At 69.9% G+C, this 25,124-nt stretch carries 24 protein-coding genes; 16 read left to right on the top strand and 8 right to left on the bottom strand.

The window, feature by feature from the left end; translation table 11 throughout:
• The first annotated feature begins 1 nt into the window (after window position 1).
• The 9 genes from ACFWQC_RS13020 (at window position 2) to ACFWQC_RS12980 (ending at window position 9,709) form a co-directional block, all read left to right on the top strand.
• Complete coding sequence (locus tag ACFWQC_RS13020; protein ID WP_378678077.1) at window positions 2–1,336, top strand: M1 family metallopeptidase; 1,335 nt, start codon at window positions 2–4, stop codon at window positions 1,334–1,336.
• 215 nt (window positions 1,337–1,551) lie between these two features.
• Window positions 1,552–2,073 (top strand): GNAT family N-acetyltransferase, encoded by a 522-nt coding sequence (locus ACFWQC_RS13015; protein WP_378678074.1) that lies wholly within the window; start codon window positions 1,552–1,554, stop codon window positions 2,071–2,073.
• A gap of 211 nt (window positions 2,074–2,284) precedes the next feature.
• Complete coding sequence (gene groL / locus ACFWQC_RS13010; RefSeq protein ID WP_378678071.1) at window positions 2,285–3,919, top strand: chaperonin GroEL; 1,635 nt, start codon at window positions 2,285–2,287, stop codon at window positions 3,917–3,919.
• A 159-nt stretch (window positions 3,920–4,078) separates the two neighbouring features.
• Window positions 4,079–5,116 carry an alpha/beta hydrolase family protein gene (locus tag ACFWQC_RS13005; protein ID WP_378678068.1) on the top strand — a complete coding sequence of 346 codons (1,038 nt, stop codon included), beginning with the start codon at window positions 4,079–4,081 and terminating at the stop codon, window positions 5,114–5,116.
• Between the two features lie 288 nt (window positions 5,117–5,404).
• Window positions 5,405–5,977, top strand: a complete 573-nt coding sequence (locus ACFWQC_RS13000; protein WP_378678065.1) for a hypothetical protein — start codon at window positions 5,405–5,407, stop codon at window positions 5,975–5,977.
• Entirely contained in the window at window positions 5,974–6,537 is a 564-nt protein-coding gene (locus ACFWQC_RS12995) for an NTP transferase domain-containing protein (RefSeq protein ID WP_378678062.1), read from the top strand. The genes ACFWQC_RS13000 and ACFWQC_RS12995 overlap by 4 nt, the downstream gene beginning before the upstream one ends.
• Window positions 6,538–6,607: 70 nt before the next feature.
• Window positions 6,608–7,486: an AAA family ATPase gene (locus ACFWQC_RS12990; RefSeq protein ID WP_378678059.1), complete on the top strand. Its 879-nt coding sequence runs from the start codon at window positions 6,608–6,610 to the stop codon at window positions 7,484–7,486.
• Window positions 7,483–8,586, top strand: a complete 1,104-nt coding sequence (locus tag ACFWQC_RS12985; protein WP_378678057.1) for a VWA domain-containing protein — start codon at window positions 7,483–7,485, stop codon at window positions 8,584–8,586. Before ACFWQC_RS12990 ends, ACFWQC_RS12985 begins: the two co-directional genes overlap by 4 nt.
• On the top strand, window positions 8,579–9,709 hold the full coding sequence (locus tag ACFWQC_RS12980) for an XdhC family protein (protein ID WP_378678054.1): 1,131 nt from the start codon (window positions 8,579–8,581) through the stop codon (window positions 9,707–9,709). Before ACFWQC_RS12985 ends, ACFWQC_RS12980 begins: the two co-directional genes overlap by 8 nt.
• 37 nt (window positions 9,710–9,746) lie before the next feature.
• Here the strand turns inward: ACFWQC_RS12980 and ACFWQC_RS12975 are convergent, their stop codons facing one another.
• The gene (locus ACFWQC_RS12975) at window positions 9,747–10,205 is read right to left on the bottom strand and encodes a GNAT family N-acetyltransferase (RefSeq protein ID WP_378678052.1); all 459 of its coding nucleotides are present in this window, start codon (window positions 10,203–10,205) and stop codon (window positions 9,747–9,749) included.
• Between the two features lie 139 nt (window positions 10,206–10,344).
• On the opposite strand from ACFWQC_RS12975, the gene ACFWQC_RS12970 reads away from it, so the two are divergent.
• From ACFWQC_RS12970 to ACFWQC_RS12940, 7 genes are all read left to right on the top strand, one after another.
• Complete coding sequence (locus tag ACFWQC_RS12970) at window positions 10,345–11,568, top strand: transcriptional regulator (protein WP_378678049.1); 1,224 nt, start codon at window positions 10,345–10,347, stop codon at window positions 11,566–11,568.
• Window positions 11,569–11,682: 114 nt separating this feature from the next.
• Complete coding sequence (locus tag ACFWQC_RS12965) at window positions 11,683–12,216, top strand: (2Fe-2S)-binding protein (RefSeq protein ID WP_378678046.1); 534 nt, start codon at window positions 11,683–11,685, stop codon at window positions 12,214–12,216.
• Window positions 12,213–14,693 carry a xanthine dehydrogenase family protein molybdopterin-binding subunit gene (locus tag ACFWQC_RS12960; RefSeq protein ID WP_378678044.1) on the top strand — a complete coding sequence of 827 codons (2,481 nt, stop codon included), beginning with the start codon at window positions 12,213–12,215 and terminating at the stop codon, window positions 14,691–14,693. Before ACFWQC_RS12965 ends, ACFWQC_RS12960 begins: the two co-directional genes overlap by 4 nt.
• Entirely contained in the window at window positions 14,690–15,544 is an 855-nt protein-coding gene (locus ACFWQC_RS12955; protein ID WP_378678041.1) for an FAD binding domain-containing protein, read from the top strand. The genes ACFWQC_RS12960 and ACFWQC_RS12955 overlap by 4 nt, the downstream gene beginning before the upstream one ends.
• A 3-nt stretch (window positions 15,545–15,547) precedes the next feature.
• On the top strand, window positions 15,548–16,297 hold the full coding sequence (locus ACFWQC_RS12950; RefSeq protein WP_378678038.1) for an SRPBCC family protein: 750 nt from the start codon (window positions 15,548–15,550) through the stop codon (window positions 16,295–16,297).
• Between the two features lie 126 nt (window positions 16,298–16,423).
• Window positions 16,424–17,920, top strand: a complete 1,497-nt coding sequence (locus ACFWQC_RS12945) for a flavin-containing monooxygenase (RefSeq protein ID WP_378678035.1) — start codon at window positions 16,424–16,426, stop codon at window positions 17,918–17,920.
• 208 nt (window positions 17,921–18,128) lie between these two features.
• Entirely contained in the window at window positions 18,129–19,049 is a 921-nt protein-coding gene (locus ACFWQC_RS12940) for an AraC family transcriptional regulator (RefSeq protein ID WP_378678032.1), read from the top strand.
• A 3-nt stretch (window positions 19,050–19,052) separates the two neighbouring features.
• On the opposite strand, the gene ACFWQC_RS12935 is transcribed toward ACFWQC_RS12940, so the two are convergent.
• The 7 genes from ACFWQC_RS12935 to ACFWQC_RS12905 form a co-directional block, all read right to left on the bottom strand.
• Window positions 19,053–19,784, bottom strand: a complete 732-nt coding sequence (locus ACFWQC_RS12935; protein WP_378678029.1) for a hypothetical protein — start codon at window positions 19,782–19,784, stop codon at window positions 19,053–19,055.
• A 76-nt stretch (window positions 19,785–19,860) separates the two neighbouring features.
• Complete coding sequence (locus ACFWQC_RS12930) at window positions 19,861–20,763, bottom strand: VWA domain-containing protein (RefSeq protein ID WP_378678026.1); 903 nt, start codon at window positions 20,761–20,763, stop codon at window positions 19,861–19,863.
• Entirely contained in the window at window positions 20,760–21,839 is a 1,080-nt protein-coding gene (locus tag ACFWQC_RS12925; RefSeq protein WP_378678023.1) for a VWA domain-containing protein, read from the bottom strand. The genes ACFWQC_RS12930 and ACFWQC_RS12925 overlap by 4 nt, the downstream gene beginning before the upstream one ends.
• On the bottom strand, window positions 21,830–22,270 hold the full coding sequence (locus ACFWQC_RS12920) for a hypothetical protein (RefSeq protein ID WP_378678020.1): 441 nt from the start codon (window positions 22,268–22,270) through the stop codon (window positions 21,830–21,832). Before ACFWQC_RS12920 ends, ACFWQC_RS12925 begins: the two co-directional genes overlap by 10 nt.
• Window positions 22,271–22,487: 217 nt before the next feature.
• Window positions 22,488–23,375 (bottom strand): DUF58 domain-containing protein, encoded by an 888-nt coding sequence (locus ACFWQC_RS12915; RefSeq protein ID WP_378678017.1) that lies wholly within the window; start codon window positions 23,373–23,375, stop codon window positions 22,488–22,490.
• 13 nt (window positions 23,376–23,388) lie between these two features.
• A complete protein-coding gene (locus tag ACFWQC_RS12910; protein WP_378678014.1) occupies window positions 23,389–24,402 on the bottom strand; it encodes an AAA family ATPase in 1,014 nt (337 codons plus the stop codon).
• A gap of 82 nt (window positions 24,403–24,484) precedes the next feature.
• Window positions 24,485–25,096, bottom strand: coding sequence for an alpha-ketoglutarate-dependent dioxygenase AlkB (locus ACFWQC_RS12905; RefSeq protein WP_378678012.1), 612 nt, complete (start codon window positions 25,094–25,096; stop codon window positions 24,485–24,487).
• Between the last annotated feature and the right edge of the window lie 28 nt (window positions 25,097–25,124).

The raw sequence follows: 25,124 nt of genomic DNA, 5'->3' as shown, positions 1-25,124 counted from the left end.
CATGACCGCCGTGCCGAAGCTCCCCGCAGCCGACCCCTACCTTCCTGGTCACGGGGACCTGTCGTGGAGCGCGACCCACTACGACCTCGAGCTCACCTACGACCTGGTCGGCAACCGGCTCGCGGGCACGGCGACGATCCGCGCGGTCGCCGTCGAGGACACCAACCGTGTCGTCCTCGACCTCGCCCACCTGCGGGTGCAGAAGGTTGCGATCGACGGTCGCCCGCCGGCCAAGTGGTCCCACCACGACCACCGCCTGGTCCTGAACCTCCGCTCGCGGATCGCGGCCGGCGAGGAGTTCGTGGTCACGGTCAGATACTCCGGCAAGCCCCGACCGGTGGTGCTCTCGCACCACGGCGACGCCGGCTGGGAGGAGCTCGACGACGGCGTCATCGTCGCAGGTCAACCGCATGGTGCGCCGACCTGGTTCCCGTGCAACGACCGTCCTTCCGACAAGGCCCGCTACGCGATCAGCGTGACCACCGCGCCGGGCTATGCGGTCGTCTCCAACGGCGAGCTGACCTCCCGCGTACGCCGCGGCAGCGGGGAGACCTGGCGCTACTGGCAGGCCGAGCCGATGGCGACCTATCTGGCCACCGTGCAGATCGGGCGCTATCGGATGGTCGACATCGCGACGACCGAAGGGCCGGGCGGCCGGGTGCCGATCCGGGCCGCGTACCCGGTCGACGCCACCGCCGGGTTCGAGGCCTCCTTCGGGCGCCAGCGGGAGATGATGGCCTACTTCGCCTCGGTCCTCGGGCCCTACCCGTTCGCCTCCTACTCCGTGGTGGTCACCGACGACGAGCTCGAGATCCCGCTCGAGTCGCAGTCGCTGTCGACCTTCGGGCGCAACCACCTCACCGGCGAGTGGTCGGAGGTACGCCTCGTGGCCCACGAGCTCGCCCACCAGTGGTTCGGCAACGCGGTGACCCTGCGCGAGTGGCGAGACATCTGGCTGCACGAGGGTTTCGCCTGCTACAGCGAGTGGCTGTGGTCCGACGCCGCCGGGGGTCGCGCGTGCGGCGAGCACGCCCGTCACCACCACCGCCGGCTGAAGGCACTGGCGCAGGACCTGGTCCTCGCCGACCCCGGTCCCGCGGACATGTTCGACGACCGCGTCTACAAGCGCGGAGCGTTCACCCTGCACGCGCTGCGGCGTACGGTCGGCGACGAGTCGTTCTTCCGCATCCTGCGCACCTGGGTGGCTCGCTTCGGCGGCGGGACGGTCGACACCGCCGACTTCGAGGCCCTCGCGGCCGAGGTCAGCGGCCGCGACCTCACCCCGCTCTTCGACGCCTGGCTGCGCCGGCCCGCGCTGCCGGATCTGCCCGCCTGAACAGTCGCTCCGCTGGTCGAGCCGACTTCCCCCGCTGGTCGAGCCGGATTCGTGAGGAACGAGCGAATCCGTGTCGAGACCAACACGATCCCAGTCGCGCTCGATGGAGACCGTGTTGGTCATCTCGACAAGCTCGATACACCGCTCGACACGCTCGGCCGCAGACGGCCTCACGGCTCGACCAGGGGGCGCTGACCCCGGCTATCCTCGGCGACGTGCCTGAGCTGACCTTCCGTGACGCGACCTTCTCCGACGTGGAGGCCCTGGTCGGGCTGATCGAGTCGGCCTACCGCGGCGACGCCTCGAGGGCCGGCTGGACCACCGAGGCCGACCTGCTCGCCGGCCAGCGCACCGACCCCGAGGGCGTACGCGAGGTGATCACCGCACCGGGCTCCCGGCTCCTGGTGGTCGAACGCGCCGCCGAGATCGTCGCCTGCTGCCAGCTGCAGAAGCGCGAGGCGTACGTCTACTTCGGCATGTTCTCCGTCTCGCCGAGGCTGCAGGGAGCCGGCGTCGGCAAGGCCGTCATGGCCGAGGCCGAGCGGATCGCTCGCGTGTGGGGTGCGGAGGAGATCCGGATGACCGTGATCCGTCAGCGCGAGGACCTGATCGCGTTCTACGAGCGGCGCGGGTTCGGGCGTACGGGACGCTTCGAGCCGTTCCCCTATGGCGACGAGCGATTCGGCCGCCCGCTGCGTGACGACCTCGAGTTCGCCGAGCTCGCGAAGGCTCTCTGACCGTCGCCATCCTGGGATTTCTTGCACTCGCAGGGGTCGAGTGCTAAACATGAGGCTGGCACTCTTACCATGAGAGTGACAACAACCGGACCGGTGACGTTGAGGCGTCGCGAGCGGCAGGGAAGGGTTCTGCCGGGAGTGGCGTCGTCCGTCGCGGGCAACCCATCGGACCGGATCCAACGAACTTCCCAAGTGAAGGATCGCAGGAGCAATGCCGAAGCTCATCGCTTTCAACGAGGAGGCCCGCCGGGGTCTGGAGAAGGGTCTCAACACCCTCGCCGACGCCGTCAAGGTCACCCTCGGTCCCAAGGGCCGCAATGTCGTGCTCGAGAAGAAGTGGGGTGCCCCCACGATCACCAACGATGGTGTTTCCATCGCCAAGGAGATCGAGCTCGAGGACCCCTACGAGAAGATCGGTGCCGAGCTGGTCAAGGAGGTCGCGAAGAAGACCGACGACGTCGCCGGTGACGGCACGACGACCGCGACCGTTCTCGCCCAGGCGCTGGTCCGCGAGGGCCTGCGCAACGTCGCCGCTGGCGCCAACCCGGCCGGCCTGAAGCGCGGCATCGAGGCGGCCGTCGACGCCGTCTCCGAGCAGCTGCTCGCCCAGGCCAAGGACATCGAGACCAAGGAGCAGATCGCTGCTACCGCCTCGATCTCCGCTGCTGACACCACCGTCGGCGAGATCATCGCCGAGGCGATGGACAAGGTCGGCAAGGAAGGCGTCATCACCGTCGAGGAGTCGAACACCTTCGGGCTCGACCTCGAGCTGACCGAGGGTATGCGCTTCGACAAGGGCTACATCTCGGCCTACTTCGTGACCGACCCGGAGCGTATGGAGACCGTCCTCGACGACCCGTACATCCTGATCGTCAACTCGAAGATCTCCAGCGTCAAGGACCTGATCCCGGTCCTGGAGAAGGTCATGCAGACCGGCAAGCCGCTGGTCATCCTGGCCGAGGACGTCGACGGCGAGGCTCTCTCGACGCTGGTCGTCAACAAGATCAAGGGCACCTTCAAGTCCGTCGCCGTCAAGGCTCCGGGCTTCGGTGACCGCCGCAAGGCCATGCTGCAGGACATCGCGATCCTCACCGGTGGTCAGGTCATCTCCGAGGAGGTCGGCCTCTCCCTGGAGACCGCCGGCATCGAGCTGCTCGGCCAGGCCCGCAAGGTCGTCATCACCAAGGACGAGACCACCATCGTCGAGGGTTCGGGCGACCAGGGTCAGATCGAGGGCCGGGTCAACCAGATCCGCGCCGAGATCGAGAAGTCGGACTCCGACTACGACCGCGAGAAGCTCCAGGAGCGCCTCGCCAAGCTGGCCGGCGGCGTCGCCGTCATCAAGGTCGGCGCGGCCACCGAGGTCGAGCTCAAGGAGCGCAAGCACCGCATCGAGGACGCTGTCCGCAACGCCAAGGCTGCTGTCGAGGAGGGCATCCTCGCCGGCGGTGGTGTCGCGCTGATCCAGGCCGCCACCGCTGCCTTCGAGAAGCTCGAGCTCGACGGCGACGAGGCCACCGGTGCCTCGATCGTCAAGGCCGCCATCTCGGCGCCGCTGAAGCAGATCGCCATCAACGCCGGCCTCGAGGGCGGCGTCGTGGCGGAGAAGGTCGCCGGCCTCCCGCAGGGCCACGGCCTCAACGCCGCCACGGGTGAGTACGTCGACCTGCTGGCCGCGGGCATCATCGACCCGGCCAAGGTGACCCGCTCGGCGCTGCAGAACGCCGCGTCGATCGCCGCGCTGTTCCTCACCACCGAGGCCGTCGTGGCCGACAAGCCGGAGAAGGCCGCCGCTGGTGGCGACCCGACCGGTGGCATGGGTGACATGGGCGGCATGGGCTTCTGAGGCGCAAGCCGAAGAAGCGATCAGCACAGCTGAGCCCGTCTCGCTAGCTCCACCAAGAGGGCCTCTCCTTCGGGAGAGGCCTTCTTGCGTTTCGGCGGGGGTGTGCCTTGACGAAGGAACCGCGCGCCGCCCCAGGACCGCCCGGCTACGATCGACGACATGGGCCCGAAGGCGGCGTCGGCACTGGTGCTATCGGCCATGCTTCTCGCCGGATGCGGCGGTGAGCCGGCCGCTGCGCCACCGTCCCGGTCGGCGACGCCGACGACCCCGGAGAGCTCGGCCCCAGCCAGCCCCTCCCCGAGCCCGTCGGAGACGCTGCCGCCGGTGACCGACAAGGTCTCGCTACCTCAGCTGATGCGGGAGGACTTCCAGGGCGGCGAGGTGAAGGTGCTGCGGGAGTCGGGGAGCACGGATGCCTACCGGCGCTTCGAGATCAGCTACCCGAGCGGCCGGCTGACGATCACCGGGGTGCTCTTCCGGCCGCGGGGCACCGGTCCGTTCCCTGGGGTGGTCTTCGCGCACGGCCACATCGACACCGACATCTACGTCACCGGGCAGGGGCTGCGGCGGGAGCAGGACCGGCTGGCGCGAGAGGGCTACGTCGTACTGCACACCGACTACCGCGGTCACGCCGGATCGTCCCCCATCCCGGAAGGAACCGAGGAGGACGAGAGCCGGCTCGGCTACACCCGCGACACCATCAACGCCGTCCAGGCGATGAAGCGACTTCCGTACGTCGACCCCGACCGCACCGCGTTGCTCGGCCGCTCGATGGGCGGGGGAGTGGTGATGAACGCGCTCGTCGCCCAGCCGGGGCTGGTGCGGGCGGGGGTGACGTACGCGTCGGTCTCCTCCGACATCGTCGACAACGTCAACCGGTGGGCGGTGCCGTCGCGGCCCGACGAGGTGGCCCGGCTCTACCGGCAGCACGGCGATCCCGAGACGGAGCCGGCGTTCTGGGAGGGCCTGTCGGCGCGGACGTACTTCGACCGCATCGAGGTCCCGGTCCAGATGCACCACGGGACCAATGACGAGTCCTGCCCGATCAGGTGGGCCTACACCACCCGGGACCTGATGGAGACCGCGGGCGTACGCCAGCGACTGTGGGTCTACCCCGGGGAGCAGCACGCCTTCGGGCCACAGTGGGACCTCTCGATCCGGCGGGTCGTCGGGTTCCTCGATCGTCATCTGGCATGACCTGACCAGGCGATGAGAAGGGGCCCAGCGGCCCCATTGTTTTGGGGACTTTCGACACTGTTTCGACAACAGCTCGGTAACGCAACATTGGTGCTCCACACAGTGGCCGACTGCGGGGAAGCGTCTGGATCTGGGGGGCTTTGAAGCCCAAGGGAATATCCGGGTGAGGTTCTGCAGCGGCGGGCGGGGTCAGGGCTCTTCGAAGCCAGGGCCCCGCCTGCGTGTGTCAACGTGCAGGCGGCCGACGGGGTCCACGGATGGCGCCCAGTGATGAGGCATGATGTTGGCATGAGTGTCGACCTCGGACCGAAGACCGGGATGCAGCCGCGGTCACCGTGGCGTTGGGTCGCGGCCGTGATCGCCGCCGCTGTCGTGCTCGTCGCCATCGTCGCCTCCTTCGGCCTCCTCAGCTCCGACGACACTGCTGAGGACCCGGGCGCCGCACCTCCGTCGCCGATCGCCACGGTCACCGAGACCGCACCGGTCCCCTCGTCGTCCGCTCCCGCTGGAGGCGCCGGCGCGACCGAGCTGACCGTCGTCGCGGACGCCGCCCGATGCATCCCGCCGACCTCGAAGTGGCTCTCCCAGAACGCCGCGCTCGCCTTCGAGGGCACCGCGGAGAGCGTGACCGAGAGCGAGGCCGTGCTGCGGGTGAAGACGTGGATGTACGCCGACGGAGTCGGTGGCACCGACACCGTCCGGATCACGCTGCCCGCGCCGAGCACGATCCCGATGCCCGAGTTCGAGAAGGGCAAGAACTACCTGGTCGCGGCCAAGGGCGATGCCAAGGTCATCGGCTGTGGCTACAGCGACGTCAAGAGCGCGAAGCTGCAGAAGCTCTACACCGCCGCGTTCAAGTGACGGCGGTCGCCGGCCTGCTCCTGGCCGCCGGCGCGGGGCGGCGGATGGGCATGCCCAAGGCGCTGGTCGACGACTGGCTGGTGCGGTCGATCGAGGTGCTGCGCGAGGGCGGCTGCGACGATGTGCTCGTCGTGCTCGGCGCCGCGGCCGACGAGGCGCGGGCGATGCTCCCGGCCGGTCAGCGGGTCGTCGTCGCCGAGGACTGGGACGAGGGGATGGGGGCTTCGCTGCGGGTCGGCCTGGCTGCTCTCGGGTCGGATGCCGAGGCTGCGGTTGTTCACCTCGTAGACCTGCCGGACGTGGGGCCTGACGTGGTCGCTCGGGTGGTCTCGACAGGCTCGGGGCCACCGCGTTCAGACCCCGGCTCGACCGCGGGGCTCGTGCGGGCGGCGTACGCCGGGGTTCCGGGTCATCCGGTGCTGATCGGGCGCGACCACTGGGCGGGGGTCATCGAGGCGGCCGTCGGCGACCAGGGCGCCCGGGGCTACCTGAAGACCCATGACGTACGTCTGGTCGAATGCGGCGACCTGGCCGGCGGGAACGACGTCGACCGCCGCTGAACGAAATTCGTTCGCCCTCGTAAGAGGTTGTCCAACCCTGAGCCAACGCTTCGCGTTCTAGGCTCAGGTCATGGACCTGACGCCCCGGGAGATCGCCGACCGGCTGGCGGCGACCGGATACCTGGCCGACCCGGAGCTGGCGACGGTGACCTTCCTCGCGCTGCGGATGCAGCGGCCGCTGCTGCTCGAGGGAGAGCCCGGGACCGGAAAGACCGCACTCGCCGAGGCCGTCGCCGAGGCGCTCGAGCTGCCGCTGGTGAGGCTGCAGTGCTACGAGGGGATCGACGCCACCCAGGCGCTCTACGACTGGGACTTCGCCCGTCAGATCCTCCACCTGCGTGCCCTCGAGGCGGCGGGTGGTGCGGGGGAGGTCGAGGAGGCAGAGAAGTCCCTCTACGACGAGCGGTTCCTGCTCGCCCGCCCGGTGCTGGCCGCGCTGCGTCAGGCTCCCTCGGTGCTGCTCGTCGACGAGGTCGACCGGGCCGACGACGAGTTCGAGGCGTTCCTGCTCGAGGTGCTGTCCACCTACCAGGTGACGATCCCGGAGTTCGGGACCGTCGCTGCCACGGTCCCACCGGTCGTCGTCCTCACCTCCAACCGCACCCGCGAGCTCCACGACGCCCTCAAGCGCCGCTGCCTCTACCACTGGATCGACCACCCGGGCCTGGCCCGCGAGATCGAGATCGTACGCAGCCGGGCCCCCGAGGTCGCCGATGAGCTCGCCCGCCAGGTGGTCACGGTGGTCCAGCAGCTGCGTGGCGCCGAGGGCGCGAACGCCCTGCTCAAGCCCCCGGGCGTCGCCGAGACTCTCGACTGGGCCCGCGCCCTGCATCATCTCGGGGTGTCCGAGATGGACCTGGAGAGCGCCGCCGCGACGCTCGGCGCGCTCGTCAAGCACCGCGAGGACGCCGACCGCGTCCGGGCAGCGCTGGACCGGCTGCTGGCATGAGCGTGCACGACGGCCCCGAGATCCTGCTCGGCTTCACCCGGGCGCTCCGTGCGGCCGGGGTGCAGGTGACCCAGGACCGCGCCCACGGCTTCCTGCAGGCGACCGCGATCGTCGGGGCCGGTGACCCGACCGCCACCTACGCCTCCGGACGGGCGACGCTGTGCGCCGGCCCCGACGACCTGCGCCGCTACGACCAGGTCTTCGAGGCCTGGTTCGGGTCGAGCGCGACGCTGCCGGGGCCACAGGGCCCGCCGCGTACGGTCTCGGTCACCTCCACGCTCCCCGAGACCGAGCCGCAGGAAGGCGAGGGGGAGGGCGAGGAGACCGACGACCTGATCAGGGCACGGGCCAGCGAGATCGAGACCCTGCGGCACCGCGACGTCGCCGACCTCGACCCGGCCGAGCAGGAGCGCTTGGCGACCCTGATCGCGCGGCTCCGCCCCCGGGCGCCACGACGGAGGACGCCGCGGCAGGACCCCTGGCGGCGAGGGCGCGTCGATGCCCATCGCACGCTGCGTGCCAGCCTGCGGCACCTCGGGGAGCCGGCCGGGATCCACTACCGCAGGCGTGGCGAGCGGCCGCGTCGCGTCGTGTGGCTGATCGACGTGTCCGGCTCGATGAGCTCCTACGCCGACGTGCTGCTGCGGGTCGCCCACCGGGTGAGCTCGACGACCGGCAGCGGCTCGGTGTTCACCATGGGCACCAGGCTCACCAACGTCACCCGCGCGCTGCGCCACCGCGACCCCGACCGCGCACTCGTCGCGGCCGGCGAGACGGTGCCCGACTGGTCGGGCGGGACCCGGCTCGGGGACAATCTGCAGGCGTTCCTGCGGCGACACCAGGGCCTGGCCAGAGGCGCCGTGGTGGTCATCGCGAGCGACGGCTGGGAGCGCGGCGACACCGCGCTCCTCGAGGAGCAGGCGGCGAGACTTCACCGTCTCGCCCACCGAGTGGTGTGGGTCAACCCACACCGTGGCAAGGTTGGATATGAACCACTGCAGCGAGGCATCGTCGCGGTGCTGCCGCACGTGGACGACTTCGTCGCCGGACATTCCCTGGCGACGTACGAGGATCTGGTGGAGGTGATCGCGCGTGCGTGACGTGCTCGACGATCTGATGAAGTGGTGGGAATCCGGCGAGACCGTGGCGGTGGCCACCGTGGTGGCGACGTTCCAGTCAGCCCCCAGGCCGCCGGGCGCCTCGATGCTCGTCGGACCCGACGAGAGTGCGGTCGGCTCCGTCTCCGGCGGCTGTGTCGAAGGCGCGGTCTACGAGGTCGCCCGCGAGGTCGCCGAGACCGGGGTGCCGGAGCTCAACCGCTACGGCGTCTCCGACGACGACGCCTTCGCGGTCGGGCTGACCTGCGGCGGCATCCTCGACGTCTTCGTCGAGAAGGTGTCCCAGGAGACCTTTCCCGAGCTCGGCGAGCTCGCCGAGGACGTACGCAGCGGCAGCCCGGTCGCCCTGGCGACCGTCATCGAGCACCCCGACCCCGAGATCCTCGGACGCCGCGTCCTCATCCGCCCCGAAGGGGTCAAAGGGTCGCTGGGCAGCGCCCGGATGGACGACGCCGTCCACGACGACGCGCTCGGCCTGCTGGCCCATGGCACCAACCAGACGCTCTCCTACGGCATCGACGGTGAGCGCCGCGGCGAGGGCATGCGGGTCTTCCTCTGGTCCTTCGCCCCGAAGCCCAGGATGCTCGTCTTCGGTGCGATCGACTTCGCCGCCGCCGTCGCCCGCGTCGGCGCGTTCCTCGGCTATCACGTCACCGTCTGCGACGCCCGCCCGGTCTTCGCCACCAACTCACGCTTCCCTGAGGCCGACGAGGTCGTCGTCGACTGGCCCCACCGCTTCCTGAACCAGGAGGTCGAGGCCGGCCGAATCGACCAGCGCACCGTGATCGCCGTCCTCACCCACGACCCGAAGTTCGACGTACCTCTCCTCGAGGTCGCCCTCCGCCTCCCCGACATCGCCTACGTCGGCGCGATGGGCTCGCGCCGCACCCACGACGATCGCCTCGCCCGCCTGGTCGACGCCGGCCTCACCGAGGAGGAGATCGCGCGGCTGAGCAGCCCCATCGGCCTCGACCTGGGCGCCCGTACGCCGGAGGAGACCGCCATCTCCATCGCCGCCGAGATCATCGCCGGCCGCTGGGGCGGCTCGGGCGAGCGCCTGGCCACCACGAACGGCCGGATCCACCAGGACGTGGAGTACCGCTGACGGAGACTCGCCTGGAGGTCGACCGCGATGGAACGAGCTAGAGCTCCTTCTCGTAGTAGAGCGCCCGCGGCCCGGAGCCGCGGCCCTCATGGTTGTCGAAGCCGAACTTCTCGTACAGCGCCCGGGCCGAGGTGTCGTCCTCGCTGGTGCCCAGGTCCATGTACGTCGCACCGCGGGCCTTCGCCTCGTCGATGATCGCCTTCAGCAGGATGGTGCCGAGGCCGTGGCCGCGGCGGTCGGGCACGATGTAGAGCTCGGCTAGGTAGGCCTCGAGCTCGTCGGCCGTGGTCTGCAGGCGGAAGCGGGTGATGCCGTGGCCGACCGCGGGGTCGCCGATCAGCATCACTGTCGTGTCCCCACCCTCGACGAGCCGGCTGAGGTGCCGGGCGAGCTCGTCGGCGGGTGGGGCGGGGTAGGCGTACTCGGTGTTGAAGTCGACCTGCAGCCTGGCCGCGGTCTCGAAGTCGGCCCAGGTCGTGGCTGTGCGCGTCGTCATGCACCCACTGTGTCACCGCCGTGGGAGCCGCGATCGAGCGTGGCGCGAACGGGTACCGCCGAGGGGATCGTGAGGCACGTCACAGGGTGCTACCTTGGCAGAACCCAGCCTCAATGGGCCGAGCTCCGAAGGGGGAGTGATGGTTCGTAGCGATCTGCAGGAGCGCCGCATCAGCGCGGCGCGGGCGTGGACCGCCTTCGTGGAGAGCGGCGACGCCGCCGAGGACTTCGTCAGGCCGGAGATCCTGACCAGCTGGACGCGCTCGGCGACGGCTATCAAGACCGACGTGCGCGAGGCGCCGCTGGCGGACGAGGACGAGACCCGGGAGATGTGGCGGGACTCGCCGCTCCAGGTGGCCGTCGAGAGGGTCGAGGAGGAGCTGCGGTGCACCGCCGACGACGGCGACCTGGTCATCGCGGTCACCGACCCCGACACCCGGGTGCTGTGGACCTACGGCGGCCGGGTGATGCGCCACAAGGCGGAGTCGGTCAACTTCGTGCCGGGCGGCCGCTGGGACGACGAGAGCGCCGGCACGAACGCGCTCGACCTCGCTAACCGCACCAACGCCCCGACTATGGTCTTCGGACCCGAGCACTATGCGGAGGTCGTGCACAACTGGGTCTGCTGGGCCGCGCCGCTGCACGACCCGGTCACCGGAAAGCACCTCGGTGTCCTCGACCTCTCCACGACCTGGGACCGCACCCACCCGATCGGGCTGGCCACGGCCCGAGTGATGGCGCGCCTCATCGAGGGGGCGCTGCCGAAGCTCCCGACCCAGCGGGACGACGAGGCGATCGCAGAACCGGGCCTGGTGCTGACTCTCCTCGGCACCGCGGAGACCTGGCTCGACGGGCAGCGGCTGCTGCTCAACCGTCGCCAGACCGAGATCCTCGCCCTGCTCGCGCTCCACCCCGAGGGCCTCTCGCTGGAGCGGCTGCACGCGATGGTCTACGGCGACCAGGCGGTCACCTTCTCGACCCTCAAGGCCGAGGTCTCCCACCTGCGCCACGCCCTTGGCGGCCAGGTCGCCTCCAGGCCCTACCGCCTGCTGATGCCGGTCGTGACCGACGTCGAGCAGGTCCTCGCCCTGATCCGGCACGGCCGAGTGGCCGCTGCTGTGGAGGCGTACGGCGGTGACCTCCTGCCCGGCACCAACAGCCCGGCGCTGGCCGAGATGGCCGAGTACGTCGCGGTCGCGCTGCGCGAGGCGCTGATCGCCGACCCCCAGCCCGACGCGGTGCTCAGCTACAGCGAGCTGGCTCCCTACGACACCGAGGTCGTCGACGTCTGTCTGCGCCGCCTCGACGGGAGCACTCACCCGGCGTTGCCCCTGCTCAGGGCGCGTTTGGCCGCCAGTCGCTGACCAAGAAGAGGTAACCGGCAGCAGCAGCCAACCGGAGCCCAACCCTGTGCGTCCTACTGTGATCTGGCCCACACAGCTTTCCACTAGAACAGTGACGTCTGGCAGGGAGACAACATGGCCCGGATCAGCATGCGCGTCGACGGTATGAAAGTCACCGACGACGTCGAACCGCGAACGCTGCTCGTGCAGTACCTTCGCGAAGGACTCGGTAAGACCGGCACGGTCATCGGTTGCGACACCAGCAACTGCGGCGCCTGCACGGTCCATCTCGACGGCGACTCGGTGAAGTCGTGCAATGTGCTCGCGGTGCAGGCCGACGGGTGCGAGGTGACCACGATCGAGGGCCTCGCCGACACGGTCGAGAGCGACCTCCACCCGGTCCAGGAGGCATTTCGTGAATGTCACGGCCTGCAGTGCGGATTCTGCACGCCGGGCATGATCATGCAGTCCGTCGACCTGCTCAAGCGCAACCCTGCGCCCAGCGAGGACGAGATCCGTGAGGGCATCGAGGGCAACCTGTGTCGCTGCACGGGCTACCACAACATCGTCCGCGCGGTGCAGTACGCCAGCGGCGGTCTCGACAGGCTCGACCACCGGAGGAATGCCGCCGGCCCGCGCGGCGAGACCGAGGAGGTGGACGCGCTGTGACCGCCGTAGAAGCTCGTCCGGAGCAGCAGACCAACGAGATCGGCCGCGACCGGCGCCGCAAGGAGGACGCGCGCCTGATCACGGGACGGACCCGCTGGACCGACAACATCAACCTGCCCGGGATGCTGCACCTCGCGATGGTGCGCAGCCCGTTCGCGCACGCCCGGATCACCGGCATCGACACCAGCGCCGCGGAGGAGTCCGAGGGCGTGGTGACCGTGCTGGCCGCCAAGGACTTCGACGAGAGCCTCGGCGTCTGCATCAACGCCTGGCCGATCACGCCCGACCAGAAGACGCCGGCCCACCCGCCGGTCGCGACGGACCGGGTCACCTTCGCCGGTGAGATCGTCGCGGTCGTGGCCGCCCGGTCCGCGGCCGCCGCCCGGGATGCCGCCGAGATGGTCGAGGTCGACTACGAGGAGCTGCCCGCGGTCGTCTCCCTCGAGGAGGCGGTCAAGGACGAGGTGCTCGCCCACCCCGACCTCGGCACGAACAAGTCCGCCCTGTGGGTCTTCGACAGCGCCCAGGCCGGCACCGGCGGCAACGTCGACGAGGCGATCTCCTCCGCGAAGAGCGACGGGATCGTCATCGAGCGCACCTACCGCCAGCAGCGCCTGATCCCGGCGTTCATGGAGCCTCGCAGCGTGGTGTGCGACCCGACCGGTGAGCAGATCACGGTGTGGAGCGCCACCCAGATCCCGCACATCCTGCGGTTCGCGTTCGCCGCGACCACGGGCGTGCCCGAGTCGAAGATCCGGGTGATCGCGCCCGACGTCGGTGGCGGATTCGGCGGCAAGCTCCAGCAGACGCCGGAGGAGATGATCGTCTTCGCGATCGCTCGCCGGCTCGGCAAGCCGGTGAAGTACACCGAGACCCGCTCCGAGTCGCTGCTCGCCGCTCACCACGGGAGGGACCAGATCCAGAAGCTGACCCTCTCGGCCACGAAGGACGGTCAGGTGACCGGCCTCAAGGTCGAGCTCGACGCCAACCTGGGGGCGTACGTCGCCATCGTCGGCGGCGGTGTCCCGGTGCTGGGCGCCTTCATGTTCAACGCGATCTACAAGTTCCCGGCCTACCAGTTCAACTGTCAGACGGTGTTCACCAACACCACCTGGACCGACGCCTACCGCGGCGCGGGGCGGCCGGAGGCGACGTACGCCATCGAGAGGCTGATGGACGAGCTGGCCGCCGAGGTCGGGGTCGACCCGCTCGAGATCCGGGAGAAGAACTGGATCAAGCACGAGGAGTTCCCGTTCACGACCATCGCCGGCCTGACGTACGACTCCGGGAACTACGAGGCCGCGACCGCCAAGGCGAAGGAGATGTTCGGCTACGACGAGCTCCGCGCCGAGCAGCAGCAGCGCCGCGCGAACAACGACCCGGTCCAGCTCGGCATCGGCATCTCCACCTTCACCGAGATGTGCGGCCTGGCACCGTCCAGGGTCCTCGGCAGCCTCGACTACGGCGCCGGTGGCTGGGAGCACGCCCAGGTGCGACTGACCCCGACCGGCAAGGTCGAGGTCATCACCGGCGCGAGCGCGCACGGGCAGGGCCACGAGACCGCGTTCAGCCAGATCGTGGCGGACCGGCTCGGCGTACCTTTCGAGGACGTCGAGGTGCTCCACGGGGACACCCAGATCGCGGCCAAGGGCTACGACACCTACGGGTCCAGGTCGCTGGTCGTGGGTGGCGAGGCGCTGGTGCGGGCTGCCGACAAGGTGCTCGAGAAGGCCAAGCCGATCGCGGCCCACCTGCTCGAGGCCAGCGTCGAGGACATGGAGTTCACCGGCGGCAGGTGGACGGTGCGCGGCACCGACCAGGGCATGTCCATCGGCGAGCTGTCCACGGCGGTCTTCGCCGCGCACAACCTGCCCGAGGGGGTCGAGGCCAACCTCGACTCCGAGGCCACCTTCGACCCGGAGAACTTCAACTTCCCGCACGGGACCCACCTGTGCGCGATGGAGGTCGACACCGAGACCGGCCAGGTGAAGATGCGGAAGTACGTCTGCTGCGACGACATCGGCAACATCATCAACCCGCTCATCGTCGCAGGTCAGGTGCACGGTGGTCTGGTCCAGGGCATCGCCCAGGCGCTGTGGGAGGACGCGGTCTACGACGACGCCGGGACGCTCGTCTCGGGGAGCTTCGTGGACTACCTGCTGCCGACGGCCGCCGACACGATCAGCTTCGACATCGACCACACCACCTCGCCCGCGACCACCAACACGCTCGGCACCAAGGGCGTCGGCGAGGCCGGGACGATCGCCTCCACCCCGGCGGTGGTCAACGCCGTCGTCGACGCGCTGCGTCCGCTGGGCGTGCACGACGTGACCATGCCCTGCACGCCCGAACGGGTGTGGCGGGCCATCAACGAGGGCTCTGCCGGCGGCGAGACCACCGGCGCGGCCGCACCGCACTTCGATCCGTCGACGGGCATGTCCGGGAACGTCGACCGCACGGAAGGAGATGTCCAGTGATTCCCGCATCGTTCGACTACGTCGCCCCGACCACGGTCGAGGAGGCACTGGCCGCCCTCGCCCAGTACGGCGACGAGGCCAAGATCATCGCCGGCGGGCAGAGCCTGCTGCCGGTGCTGAGGATGCGCCTCAACGCCCCGGAGTGGGTCATCGACCTCGGTCGCATCGACTCCCTTCGTGGCGTACGCGACGAGGGTGCGGCGATCTTCGTCGGCGCCATGACGCGCCACAGTGACGTCGCGACCGATCCTCTGGTCGCCGAGCACGCCGCGCTGGTCGCGCGTGCCACGGCGACGGTCGCAGACGAGCAGGTACGCCACCGCGGCACCTTCGGTGGCGCGCTCGCCCACGCCGACCCGGCGGGCGACCTCGGAGCCCCGGCCCTTGCTCTGGACGCCGAGTTCGTCATCGCCGGGCCGGCCGGCGAGCGGGTCGTCGCGGGCTCGGACTTCTTCCAGGGGCTCTTCGAGACGGCGGTCTCCGATGACGAGCTGCTCATCGGCGTACGCATCCCGAAGCACACCGGCTGGACGGCCCACTACGAGAAGTTCGTCCGGGTCGCCCACCAGTGGCCGATCTGCGCGGTCGGCGCGACACTGAAGGTCTCCGGCGGCGTGATCGAGGGCGCGGCGATCGGTCTCACCAACATGGGCTCGACCCCGTTGCGTGCCGCCGGCGTCGAGCAGGCGCTGGTCGGCCAGCAGGCCACCGAGGAGGTCGTACGCAACGCCGCGGCCCTGGCCGCGGACGGCGCCGAGCCGCCCTCCGACCTCAACGGCGACGCCGACTACCGGCGTCACCTGGTCACGGTGCTGACCCGGCGCGCCATCACGAAGGCCCTCGGGGGCTGAGGCGTGGACCTGACGCACGAGTTCACGGTTCCGACCTCGGTCGAGGAGACCTGGAACAGCTTCCTGGACATCGGCTCGATGGCCGAATGCTTCCCGGGAGCCCAGGTCACCTCGGCCGAGGGCGACACCTTCACCGGCACGGTGAAGGTCAAGCTCGGCCCGATCGCCATGGTCTATGCCGGCTCCGGCACCTTCGTCGAGAAGGACGAGACCGCCCGCCGCCTGGTCGTCGAGGCCAAGGGACGGGACAAGCGCGGCAACGGCACCGCCGGCGCCAACGCGACCTTGACGATGGCCCCGGAGGGCACCGGCACGAAGGTCGAGATCGTCACCGACCTCGCGGTCACCGGAAAGCCCGCCCAGTTCGGCCGCGGGGTCATGCAGGACGTCTCCGACAAGCTTCTCGGCCAGTTCGTCGCGTGCCTGGAGTCCAAGTCGGCCCCCGCGCCGCTGGTCGAGCCCGACGGTGACTCCGCTGGTCGAGCCGCGAGCGCCAGCGAGCGTGTCGAGACCAACACAGTCCCGTCGAGCGCGGACGGTGACCCTGTTGGTCTCACTGAGCCTGATTCGGCGGGGCCTCCGCCTAGCGGCTCCGGCGGCTCGACCGGCGGGGCGGCCGGCGGGGGCACGGATGCCATCGACCTGGGCGCCACGGTCGTACCGGTGCTGATCAAGAACTACGGCAAGAAGATCGCCATCGGGGTAGCCGTGATCGCGGCGGTGGTGATCGGCTACAAGCTCCTGCGCGGCTGAGACCGGATGGCGTGACGAACCCGTCGCGCAATCCGGATACCTCTCGCGCAACGGGGATAGCGGAGCGCGGTGCGACCTCTCTAGCGTTTTCCGTACGCAGACCCCGCTGCGAGAGGAAACAGAAAAGTGAAGATCGCGGTCATCGGTGCCGGGTTCGCAGGCGTTGCCTCGGCCAAGGTGCTCACCGAGCTCGGTCATGACGTCACCGTCTACGAGAAGGCCCCGGATGTCGGCGGCGTCTGGAGCCGGACCCGTCGTTACCCGGGCCTGACGACGCAGAACAACAAGGACTCCTACACGCTCTCGGACCTGAGGATGCCCAAGGTGTTCCCGGAGTGGCTCAGCGGCGAGCAGGTGCAGAGCTACCTCGAGATGTACGTCGAGAAGTTCGAGCTCGCCCCGATGATCAAGCTCTCCACCGAGGTGCGGAGTGCCCAGCCGGCTGGAGGGGGCGGCTGGGCCCTCACCTCGAGGACCAGTTCCCTCGCAGGGGCCGACGGCGAGACGACCGAGCACTATGACCACCTGATTGTGGCCAGCGGCGTCTTCTCGGAGCCGTTCGCCCCTGCGTACGACGGGGTCGACGAGCTCGAGGCCGCCGGCGGCCGGATCCTCGCGGCGAGCGAGCTGCACGACCTGGAGACCGTCAACGGCAAGCACGTCGTGGTCGTCGGCTACGGGAAGTCGGCCTGCGACGTGGCCGTCGAGATCGCCAAGGAGGCGGCCTCGACCACCGTGGTCGCGCGCCAGCTGCTGTGGAAGATGCCGCGCAAGATCAAGGGCGTCCTCAACTACAAGATGCTGCTGCTCACCCGCCTGGGGGAGGGGCTGTTCCCCTACCAGAGCATCCGCGGGGCCGAGAAGGCCCTGCACGCGGGCGGCTCGAAGATGGCCGGCTCGATGGTCGGCAGCGTCGAGTCGGTCACCAGCGGCCAGCTCAAGCTGAAGAAGCTCGGGCTCCTGCCCAAGGGCCAGTTCACCGACATCGCCCGCTCGACGGTCTCGCTGGCCACCGAGGGCTTCTTCGAGGGCGTCGAGGCCGGGGACATCGCCGTCGAGCGCGACACCGAGATCGCCGCCTTCGTGACGAAGGAGGGCAAGCCGTACGCCGAGCTCGCCAACGGCCGCGCGGTGCCCGCCGACGTCGTGGTGACCGCGACCGGGTTCAAGCAGGAGCTCCCGTTCTTCTCCGAGGAGATCCAGGACCAGCTCACCGACGACAACGGCGACTACCAGCTCTACCGCCAGATCCTCCCGCTGGGCGTGAAGGACCTGACCTTCGCCGGCTACAACTCCTCGTTCTTCTCACCGCTCTCGGCCGAGATGAGCGCCGTCTGGATCGGCTCGCACCTCGCTGGTGGCCACGAGGTCCCGCCGGTGGAGGAGATGGACGCCCACGTCACCGCGCGGCTGGCTTGGATGCGGGACCGCACCGACGGCCACCACGCCCGCGGCACCAACATCATCCCGTTCTCGATGCACAACATCGACGAGGTTCTCGGTGACGTCGGCATCGACGTCAGCAAGCGGGTCAAGGCAGTGCAGTGGCTGCTGCCGATCGACCCGAAGGCGTACGCCTCCATCACTCCCAGACTCGTGGAGAAGCTGGCAGCGAGGAGCTAGTACGGCGAGATGCCGGTGCTGGGTGGGGCCGGCATCTCGTTTCGGGACCGGGTCAGGACCTGGGCTGGGACCTTAGACAGTGATTGCGCCGCGTTCGCGATGACGCGGTGCTGGCTCCGCTACGCTCTTCGGTCAATCGAGCACGCTCCAGGAGCCTCCATTGCCTCGTCCCTTGTTGGGCCGTCACACCGTTGTCGCCACCACTGACGTGGACCAGGCCAGAGAAGCCGTAGCCGAACGATTCTGTGCCCATTACCTCGCGCTGACCAAGGCCGGTTCGCACCTCGACATGGTGCACAACGCCGCACCGCTGGGCGAGGACGTGATGCTCAACTACATGCGCTACGGCGACGAGGTGCGGATCACTCCCGGCACCTTCGACGACTTCTACCTGATCCAGCTCCCGCTGGCCGGCACCGCCAAGGTCAAGGTGGGGGAGCAGGTCGTCCTCGCCGACCGCACCCGCGCATCGATCGGCTCGCCGACCGAACCGGTCGACATGCTCTGGTCCGACGGCTGCGAGAAGCTGCAGGTCTACATCCGGCGCAGCGCCGTCGAGGAGGCGGCCGCGGGCATCGGCGGCTCCGGGCCGGTGGTCTTCGATCCCAGCCTCGACCTCGGCCGGCCCGAGGTGCGTGACTGGCTGAAGATGGTGCGGCTGGCCTACGACAACGTCGAGGCCGGTGGCTCACTGCTGAGCTCTCCGCTGGTGGCCGCGCCGTACGAGCAGGCGCTCATCGGCGGACTGCTGACGATCCAGGCCAACACCTCCCTCGAGATCGTCTCCGAGACCGGATCTCCCACCATCTCCCGAGCCGCACGCATGGCCGTGGACGTCCTCGAGGCCCACCCCGAGCGCCCCTGGAAGGTCGCCGAGCTGGCCCAGAGGGTCGGGGTCTCCACCCGCACGCTGCAGGAGGCGTTCCAGCGCGACCTCGACACCACCCCGCTGGAGTACTGGCGGCGTACGCGGCTGGACCGGGCCCACTCCGACCTGCTCGCCGCCGACGCGACCGCGACCTCGGTCACCGAGGTCGCCGCCCAGTGGGGCTTCTTCCACCTCGGCCGGTTCTCCCAGGCGTACCGGGCACAGTTCCAGGAGCTCCCGTCTCAGACGCTGATGCGCTGAGCATCACCACTGGGGCTCGTCGCTGAACCCGCCGTAGTCGTCCAGGTCGGCGTCGTCGCGTCGGTAGTCCTCGCCGTCGCCGTTGCGCCGGTCGAGCTTGTCTTCCTTCTTGTCCTGGTTCTGCGGCTCCTCGGGCGGGTCTTCCTGCTCCTCGGGCTTGATCGGCACCTTCGGGGTCAGCTTCTCCTTCAGGCGCTCCTCGACGGACTCGCCCTGCTGGGACTGCTCGGGGCCCTGGCCGGCGTCGGTGGGGCAGTCGCCCTCCTTCAGGGTGGCCAGTGCCTCCTCGTAGGCCGCCTTCGCGCCGGGCTGATCGCCGGCGTCCCGGGCGCGGTCGCCGATCGCCTCCTGGGTCAGCGACAAGTTGATGCGTACGGTGCACTCGTGGTCCTCGGGCACACGCTCCAGAGCCTCGCCGAAGTAGGCGACCGCGCGGGCGTTCTCGCCGAGCAGGAACGCCGCGTTGCCGGCGTCGAAGTGGGCGATCCACGGCTGTAGGAAGTTGAGGTCTCGGTTGGCCGAGTAGTGCTCCATCGCGGTCGCGGCGTCGCGTACGTCCCAGGCGTCCCGGCCGCCGCGGTCGTGGTGGTCCATCAGGATCACCTTCCCCAGGAAGGCCAGACCGATCACCACCGGCACGATCCCGGCGAGCAGCAGCGCGCGCCGCACCTGCTCGCGAGGGGTGCGTAGCGGTTGCGGCTCGGTCGAGTCGACAGGTGTCTCGGTGAGCGTCATGCCACCGCCTCCGTAGCGCAAGCGCGAGAATACGGACGCGCTGGCCTGACATCTGTTGCCGCTCGCTGACGCTTGCTCATGACAGCACCTCCTCCGCCTCGTGTGCGCGGCGTCGGTGGCCCCACAGCTCCCACAGCAAGAGTGCCAGGAGCGGGAAGCCGAAGAGCCAGGCCCGGGACGTCTCGCCGCCGGCGGAGGTCTCCTCGGTGAGCATCTCGGAGTCCCAGGTCGAGGCCTCCGTGGTGATCTCCTTGGTCTCCTTCGTCGTGCGGTGAATCGTCTGAAGACCCATCTGACCTGCGATCTCGCGCAGGTTGGCCAGGTCGATCCGGGAGCGGGCGTCCTGGCCGTCGCCGTCCTTGAGGTAGCCGTCCTGGGGACGTTCGTCGTCCCAGGGCATCCGGCCGCCCCCCTCGGTGCCGTAGCCGAGCACCATGCCGCCGGCCGAGAGGTCGTCGACCTCGGCGAACGACTGCTGGTCGACGCCCTCGCGGGTGTTCTCGCCGTCGGAGGCGAACACCACGATCCGGCGCCGCTCGGGGAAGCGCTGCTGATCCCGCTCGAGGGCCTCGACGACCGCATCGCGCGGAGCATCGACCATCGAGCCGGAACCGTCGAAGGCCCGCTCGGCGTAGAGCCCGTCGACCCACGCGTTGAAGGCGGTCGTGTCGTAGGTGAACGGCATCTCGGTGCGGACGACCTCGCCACCGAAGGTGATCGCGCCGAACCGCACCGAGGGCAGCGCCTTCGAGAGCGCCTTGAGGTCCTTCTTGAGCTGCGTCATCCGGGCCTCGCCGCCGGGCGCGTCCTCGGCGACCATCGACCGTGTCCGGTCGACCACGACGAGGACATCGAGATCGGCCGTACGCATCTCCGCCGGCGCCGCGCCCCAGCTCGGCCGCACCAGGACGACGACGGTGAGCAGAACGATCAGCGCGCGGCGTACGAGCGTGAGGATCTGCCACCCTCTGGCGCTCATCGGGCCACCTCGCTCGGTGGCCGGGTCTGTGCGGGCAACGAGCCTCCCGGCGGCGCCGGCCGCGACGACGGGCCAGGGGACAGCCGTCCGGAGCGGACCAGGGCATAGACCCATCCCGCGATCAGCATGAGGACCCCGAGGGTGATCGTGGCGATCGGCCAGCCGGGGGCGTCGCGGATCTGGTACTTCGGCGGCTCGACGACCTCGTCGGCGGAGAGCCGGTCGATGCCGGCCAGGATCGTGTCGATCGAGCCGTCGTCGCCGAGCAGCGAGAAGGTGCCGCCGGTCTCGGTCACCGCCTTGTCGAAGGTGGCGCGCTTGTCCTCCTGGAAGCTGAGGTCGGCGGAGCCGATGCCGTAGAGCTGTACGTCGCGCTCCTTGGCGAACTCGGTGGCCTCGGGCAGCGTGTAGACCGGAGGGCCGCCCTGTGGGTCGTTGTCGGAGGCGACGATGACAGCCCGGCCGCGCTCGGAGTTGGACAGGTCGAAGCGCTTGACGCAGGAGACGATCCCGTCGCTGATCAGGCTCGCCCGCTCCTTGCCGAGGTAGGTGCCGGCGACGTACTCCTGGTCGCCGAGGGCGAAGGCCCGACCGGCCCGGGCCAGCTCGTCCTGCACCCAGCCGTAGTCGTCGGTGAGCGGGAAGACCGTGACCGCGGCGTCGCTCCACAGGACGAGGCTGACCCGCTCGCCGTTGAGGCCGGCGACGAGCTGGGAGTAGGCCTGGGTGACCTGGGTGTCCTCGTCGAACATCGAGGTCGAGGCGTCGAGGCAGAGCACGATGTCGCGGGTGGAGTAGCGGTTCTGGGTGATGTCGGTGGCCTGCGGCCGGGCGATCAGCCAGATGCACCCGATCACCGCGAGCGCGATCCCCGCGGTCTGCCACCAGGACAGCCACCGCTGCTGGGTCGCGAGCTCACGGAACCGGGGGAGCCGCTTGAGCCGCGCGGTGTGGGCGACGAGCACCGCGTCGGCCGGGCGGCGGTGCACCCGGGCGGCGAACACGACGATCGCGGCGATCGCGATGATGGTGAGAACCAGCACGATCGCGCCGAGAACGGGCCATCTCAGCTCCATGTCGTCACCACCTGACGGGCCCGGCTGAGCGCCTCGGGGAAGCGCTCGGCAGCCTTGCCCTCCTCCTCGGAGGCGAAGGCGGGTGGGTACATCACCTCGACGGCCATCGCCAGGGGGCGCGTGCGGGGGTCGCTGCGTACGGTCGCCTTCAGGTCGGCGAGGACCATCTTGTCGGCCGGGATCTGGCTGACCTCGGCGACGTAGTCGCGCACGGTGCGGCTCAGGTGCTGGTGACCGACCCGCGCCGGTACGTCGCCACGGTGCACCGCCCGCTCGATCCGGTCGATCTCGGCCAGGTGCTCGGCACGCATGTCACGCGGCTCGGGCACCCAGGGCGTCTCGACCTCGACGACCGGCCTGCGCTTGCGGGTCAGCAGGATGACCGCGAGGTAGTAGAGCGCCACCGCGGCGAGCAGCGCGAGCGCGAGCACCAGCCACCAGCCCGAGTGGGCCAGTGGCTGCTGGAACTCCTCGGGGACGGAAGAGCCTGTCCCCGCGCCCAGAAGCGCCAGCTGCGCGCCGCCCAGCGCGCACGCCGGCGGCGTTACGACCGCTCGACAGACAAACCCGGTCTGCCTTCGCGGCCGTGCCTTGCCAGCCCACGCGCTGGACGACGCGCAGCAAGGCGCTGGGCACGGGGACAGGCTCTCACCGGCGCGCATGACGGTGCCTCTGCAGGAGATGGAAGACGGCGCCGATGGCGGTGGCGTCGTCCTGGACGCGCTGGTAGGCGATGCCCAGGCGGTCCAGGGTGCCTCGCAGGCCGTGCTCCTCGGCGGCGGCCAGCTCGGCGTACTGAGCCTGGAGGACCGAGTCGCCGGTGAGCCATCCCGGCAGGGCGGAGACGGTGTCGATGTCGACGGTCGGGGCGCCGCCGGCCACGGCGGTGGTGGGGTCGAGGTCATCGATGCCGGCGACCAGGACCTCGTGCTGGACGGTGAGGCGGCGCAGGATCGCGGCCATCTCGTCGCTGACCGAGTGCTCGTCGGTGACGACGAGCAGGATCGCCCGGCGGCGTACGGTGGTGGCGATGTGGCGCAGGACGGCGACGATGTCGGCCTCGGCGGAGTCGGGGGTGATCGCGTCGTGGGCCTGCCCGAGCGCCCGCTCGAGCGCGACCTCGGTGTCCGCGGACTTGGTGAGCTTCTGGGTCTCCGAGTCGCCGTAGACGACCGCGACCTTGTCGCCGTGGCGTACGCCCAGCCAGCCGACCAGGCCGGCGGTGAAGATCGCCAGCTCGCGCTTGGTCGTGGTGCCGGTCGCCTGGGCCGCCATGCTCCGTCCGGTGGAGATCGCCAGCAGCACCAGATGCTGGCGCTCGGCGGTGAACCGTTTGACCAGCAGGCTCCGGGACCGAGCCGTCGCCTTCCAGTCGATGTCCTTGACGTCGTCGCCGGGGACGTACTCCCTCAGGTCGTGGAAGTCCATGCTGCGCCCGGTCTGGACGCTGGCGTACTCCCCGTCGAGCAGGCCCAGGACCTTGCGGTGGGCATGGATCATCAACCGCGTGCGGATCCGGGGAAGGTACGTCGCCATGTCGGTGCTGGGGTCAGGGGCTCGGGACAGCGCGGACCAGCGCGTCGACCAGCATCTCGGGCTGGACCTTCTCGGCCAGCGCCTCGAAGCTGAGGTGGAGCCGGTGGCGCAGGATGCTGTGGCGCAGCTCGCGCACGTCCTCGGGGGTGACGTAGGAGCGGCCGAGCAGCAGCGCCGCCGCGCGCGAGGCCTGCAGGAACGCGATCGAGGCACGCGGAGACGCGCCGATCTCGACGTAGGAACCCGTCTCCGGCCCGAGGAGCTGGCGGGCGTTGCGGGTCGCCTGGACGAGGGCGACGATGTAGCGCTTGATCGCCGGGTCGACGTAGACGCGCTTGGTCAGCTCCTGGAGCCAGATCACGTCGCCGGGGTCGGCGACCGGACTGGTCACCTCGTGGTCGGGGCCCAGCGTGCCGGCCTCGATGCGCTCCAGGACGACGAGCTCCTCGGCGTCGCTGGGGTAGTTGACGATCTCCTTGAGCAGGAACCGGTCCATCTGCGCGTGCGGGAGGACGTAGGTGCCCTCCTCCTCGATCGGGTTCTGCGTGGCGAGCACCATGAACGGGCGCGGCAGGGGGTGGATGTGACCCGCGATGCTCGTCTGGCGCTCCTGCATCGCCTCGAGCATTGCGCTCTGCGTCTTGGCGGACGAACGGTTGATCTCGTCGAGCAGCACGAAGTTGGCGTGCACCGGGCCGAGCTGGGTCTCGAACTCGTGGTTGCGCTGGTCGTAGACCTGGGTGCCGATGATGTCGCTCGGCAGCAGGTCGGGGGTGCACTGGATCCTGGAGAACTGCGCCTTGACCGTCTGCGACAGCGTGCTCGCGGCAAGCGTCTTGGCCAGTCCGGGCACGCTCTCGAGCAGCACGTGGCCCTCCGAGAGGAGCGCGATCAGCAACGCCGTCCTGAGCCGCTCCTGGCCGACCACACGGCTGCTGAAGGCGGTGCTGACCCGCCCGACGATCTCCTTCGCCCTGGCGATCTCCTCAGCGGACGGCGGGGCGAGGGGTGGTGCGGTGGTGGTCAAGGCGGCTCCAGGGGCGTCGGCTGTCGGTCCCATCCTTTCCTACCAGCGTACGGAACGCATCTGGGGGCCGCCTGAGCCAAGCTCAAAAGACGTTGCGGGGGCGGAACTGGACCGAGATCCGGGGGCCGGCGGAGGAGACCTTGGGGATGGCGTGCTCCCAGGTGCGCTGGCAGGAGCCGCCCATCACGACGAGGTCTCCGTGGCCCATCTGGATGCTCATCCCCTTGCCGCCTCCATAGGGACGCAGGGCGAGGCGGCGGGGGTCGCCGACGGAGACGATGGCGACCATCGTGTCGTTGGTGCGGCCCCGGCCGATCTTGTCGCCGTGCCAGGCGACCGAGTCGTGGCCGTCGCGGTAGTAGCAGCAGCCCGCGGTGACGAACGGCTCGCGAAGCTCGGGCAGGTAGTGGGCGGTGAGGCGGCCTCGGGCCTCGGCGAGACGGGGGTGGGGGAGCGGGTCGCCCTGCAGATAGGTGTGCAGGAGCCGAGGCACGTCGACGACGCGGTCGTACATCTGCCGTCGCTCCTCGTGCCAGGGGACGTCGCTGACCAGCGCGGCGAAGACGTCGTCGGGATCGGGCAGCCAGCCGCGGGCGATGTCCACCCAGGCTCCGCGGTCCAGATGGATCCGCTCGTAGGTCGTCTCGGTGGTCTCGTCGTCTGTGGGGGCGAAGAGTGTTCCCTGGAAGTCCACCCTGCCACCATACCTCGTGATCGAACAT

Source organism: Nocardioides sp. NPDC058538, from assembly GCF_042719275.1.
In the GTDB taxonomy this organism is placed as follows: Bacteria; Actinomycetota; Actinomycetes; order Propionibacteriales; family Nocardioidaceae; genus Nocardioides.
Note: the sequence above shows the minus strand (reverse complement) of the source record. Positions and strands in the feature narration are given on the sequence as shown.

What these genes read in the sequence shown, in the direction of transcription:
- ACFWQC_RS13020 (WP_378678077.1), top strand. Translation starts at nt 2, where the DNA reads ATGACCGCCGTGCCGAAGCTCCCCGCAGCCGACCCCTACCTTCCTGGT.
- groL (WP_378678071.1), top strand. Translation starts at nt 2,285, where the DNA reads ATGCCGAAGCTCATCGCTTTCAACGAGGAGGCCCGCCGGGGTCTGGAG.
- ACFWQC_RS13005 (WP_378678068.1), top strand. Translation starts at nt 4,079, where the DNA reads ATGGGCCCGAAGGCGGCGTCGGCACTGGTGCTATCGGCCATGCTTCTC.
- ACFWQC_RS13000 (WP_378678065.1), top strand. Translation starts at nt 5,405, where the DNA reads ATGAGTGTCGACCTCGGACCGAAGACCGGGATGCAGCCGCGGTCACCG.
- ACFWQC_RS12990 (WP_378678059.1), top strand. Translation starts at nt 6,608, where the DNA reads ATGGACCTGACGCCCCGGGAGATCGCCGACCGGCTGGCGGCGACCGGA.
- ACFWQC_RS12985 (WP_378678057.1), top strand. Translation starts at nt 7,483, where the DNA reads ATGAGCGTGCACGACGGCCCCGAGATCCTGCTCGGCTTCACCCGGGCG.
- ACFWQC_RS12975 (WP_378678052.1), bottom strand. Translation starts at nt 10,205, where the DNA reads ATGACGACGCGCACAGCCACGACCTGGGCCGACTTCGAGACCGCGGCC.
- ACFWQC_RS12970 (WP_378678049.1), top strand. Translation starts at nt 10,345, where the DNA reads ATGGTTCGTAGCGATCTGCAGGAGCGCCGCATCAGCGCGGCGCGGGCG.
- ACFWQC_RS12965 (WP_378678046.1), top strand. Translation starts at nt 11,683, where the DNA reads ATGGCCCGGATCAGCATGCGCGTCGACGGTATGAAAGTCACCGACGAC.
- ACFWQC_RS12935 (WP_378678029.1), bottom strand. Translation starts at nt 19,784, where the DNA reads ATGACGCTCACCGAGACACCTGTCGACTCGACCGAGCCGCAACCGCTA.
- ACFWQC_RS12930 (WP_378678026.1), bottom strand. Translation starts at nt 20,763, where the DNA reads ATGAGCGCCAGAGGGTGGCAGATCCTCACGCTCGTACGCCGCGCGCTG.
- ACFWQC_RS12925 (WP_378678023.1), bottom strand. Translation starts at nt 21,839, where the DNA reads ATGGAGCTGAGATGGCCCGTTCTCGGCGCGATCGTGCTGGTTCTCACC.
- ACFWQC_RS12915 (WP_378678017.1), bottom strand. Translation starts at nt 23,375, where the DNA reads ATGGCGACGTACCTTCCCCGGATCCGCACGCGGTTGATGATCCATGCC.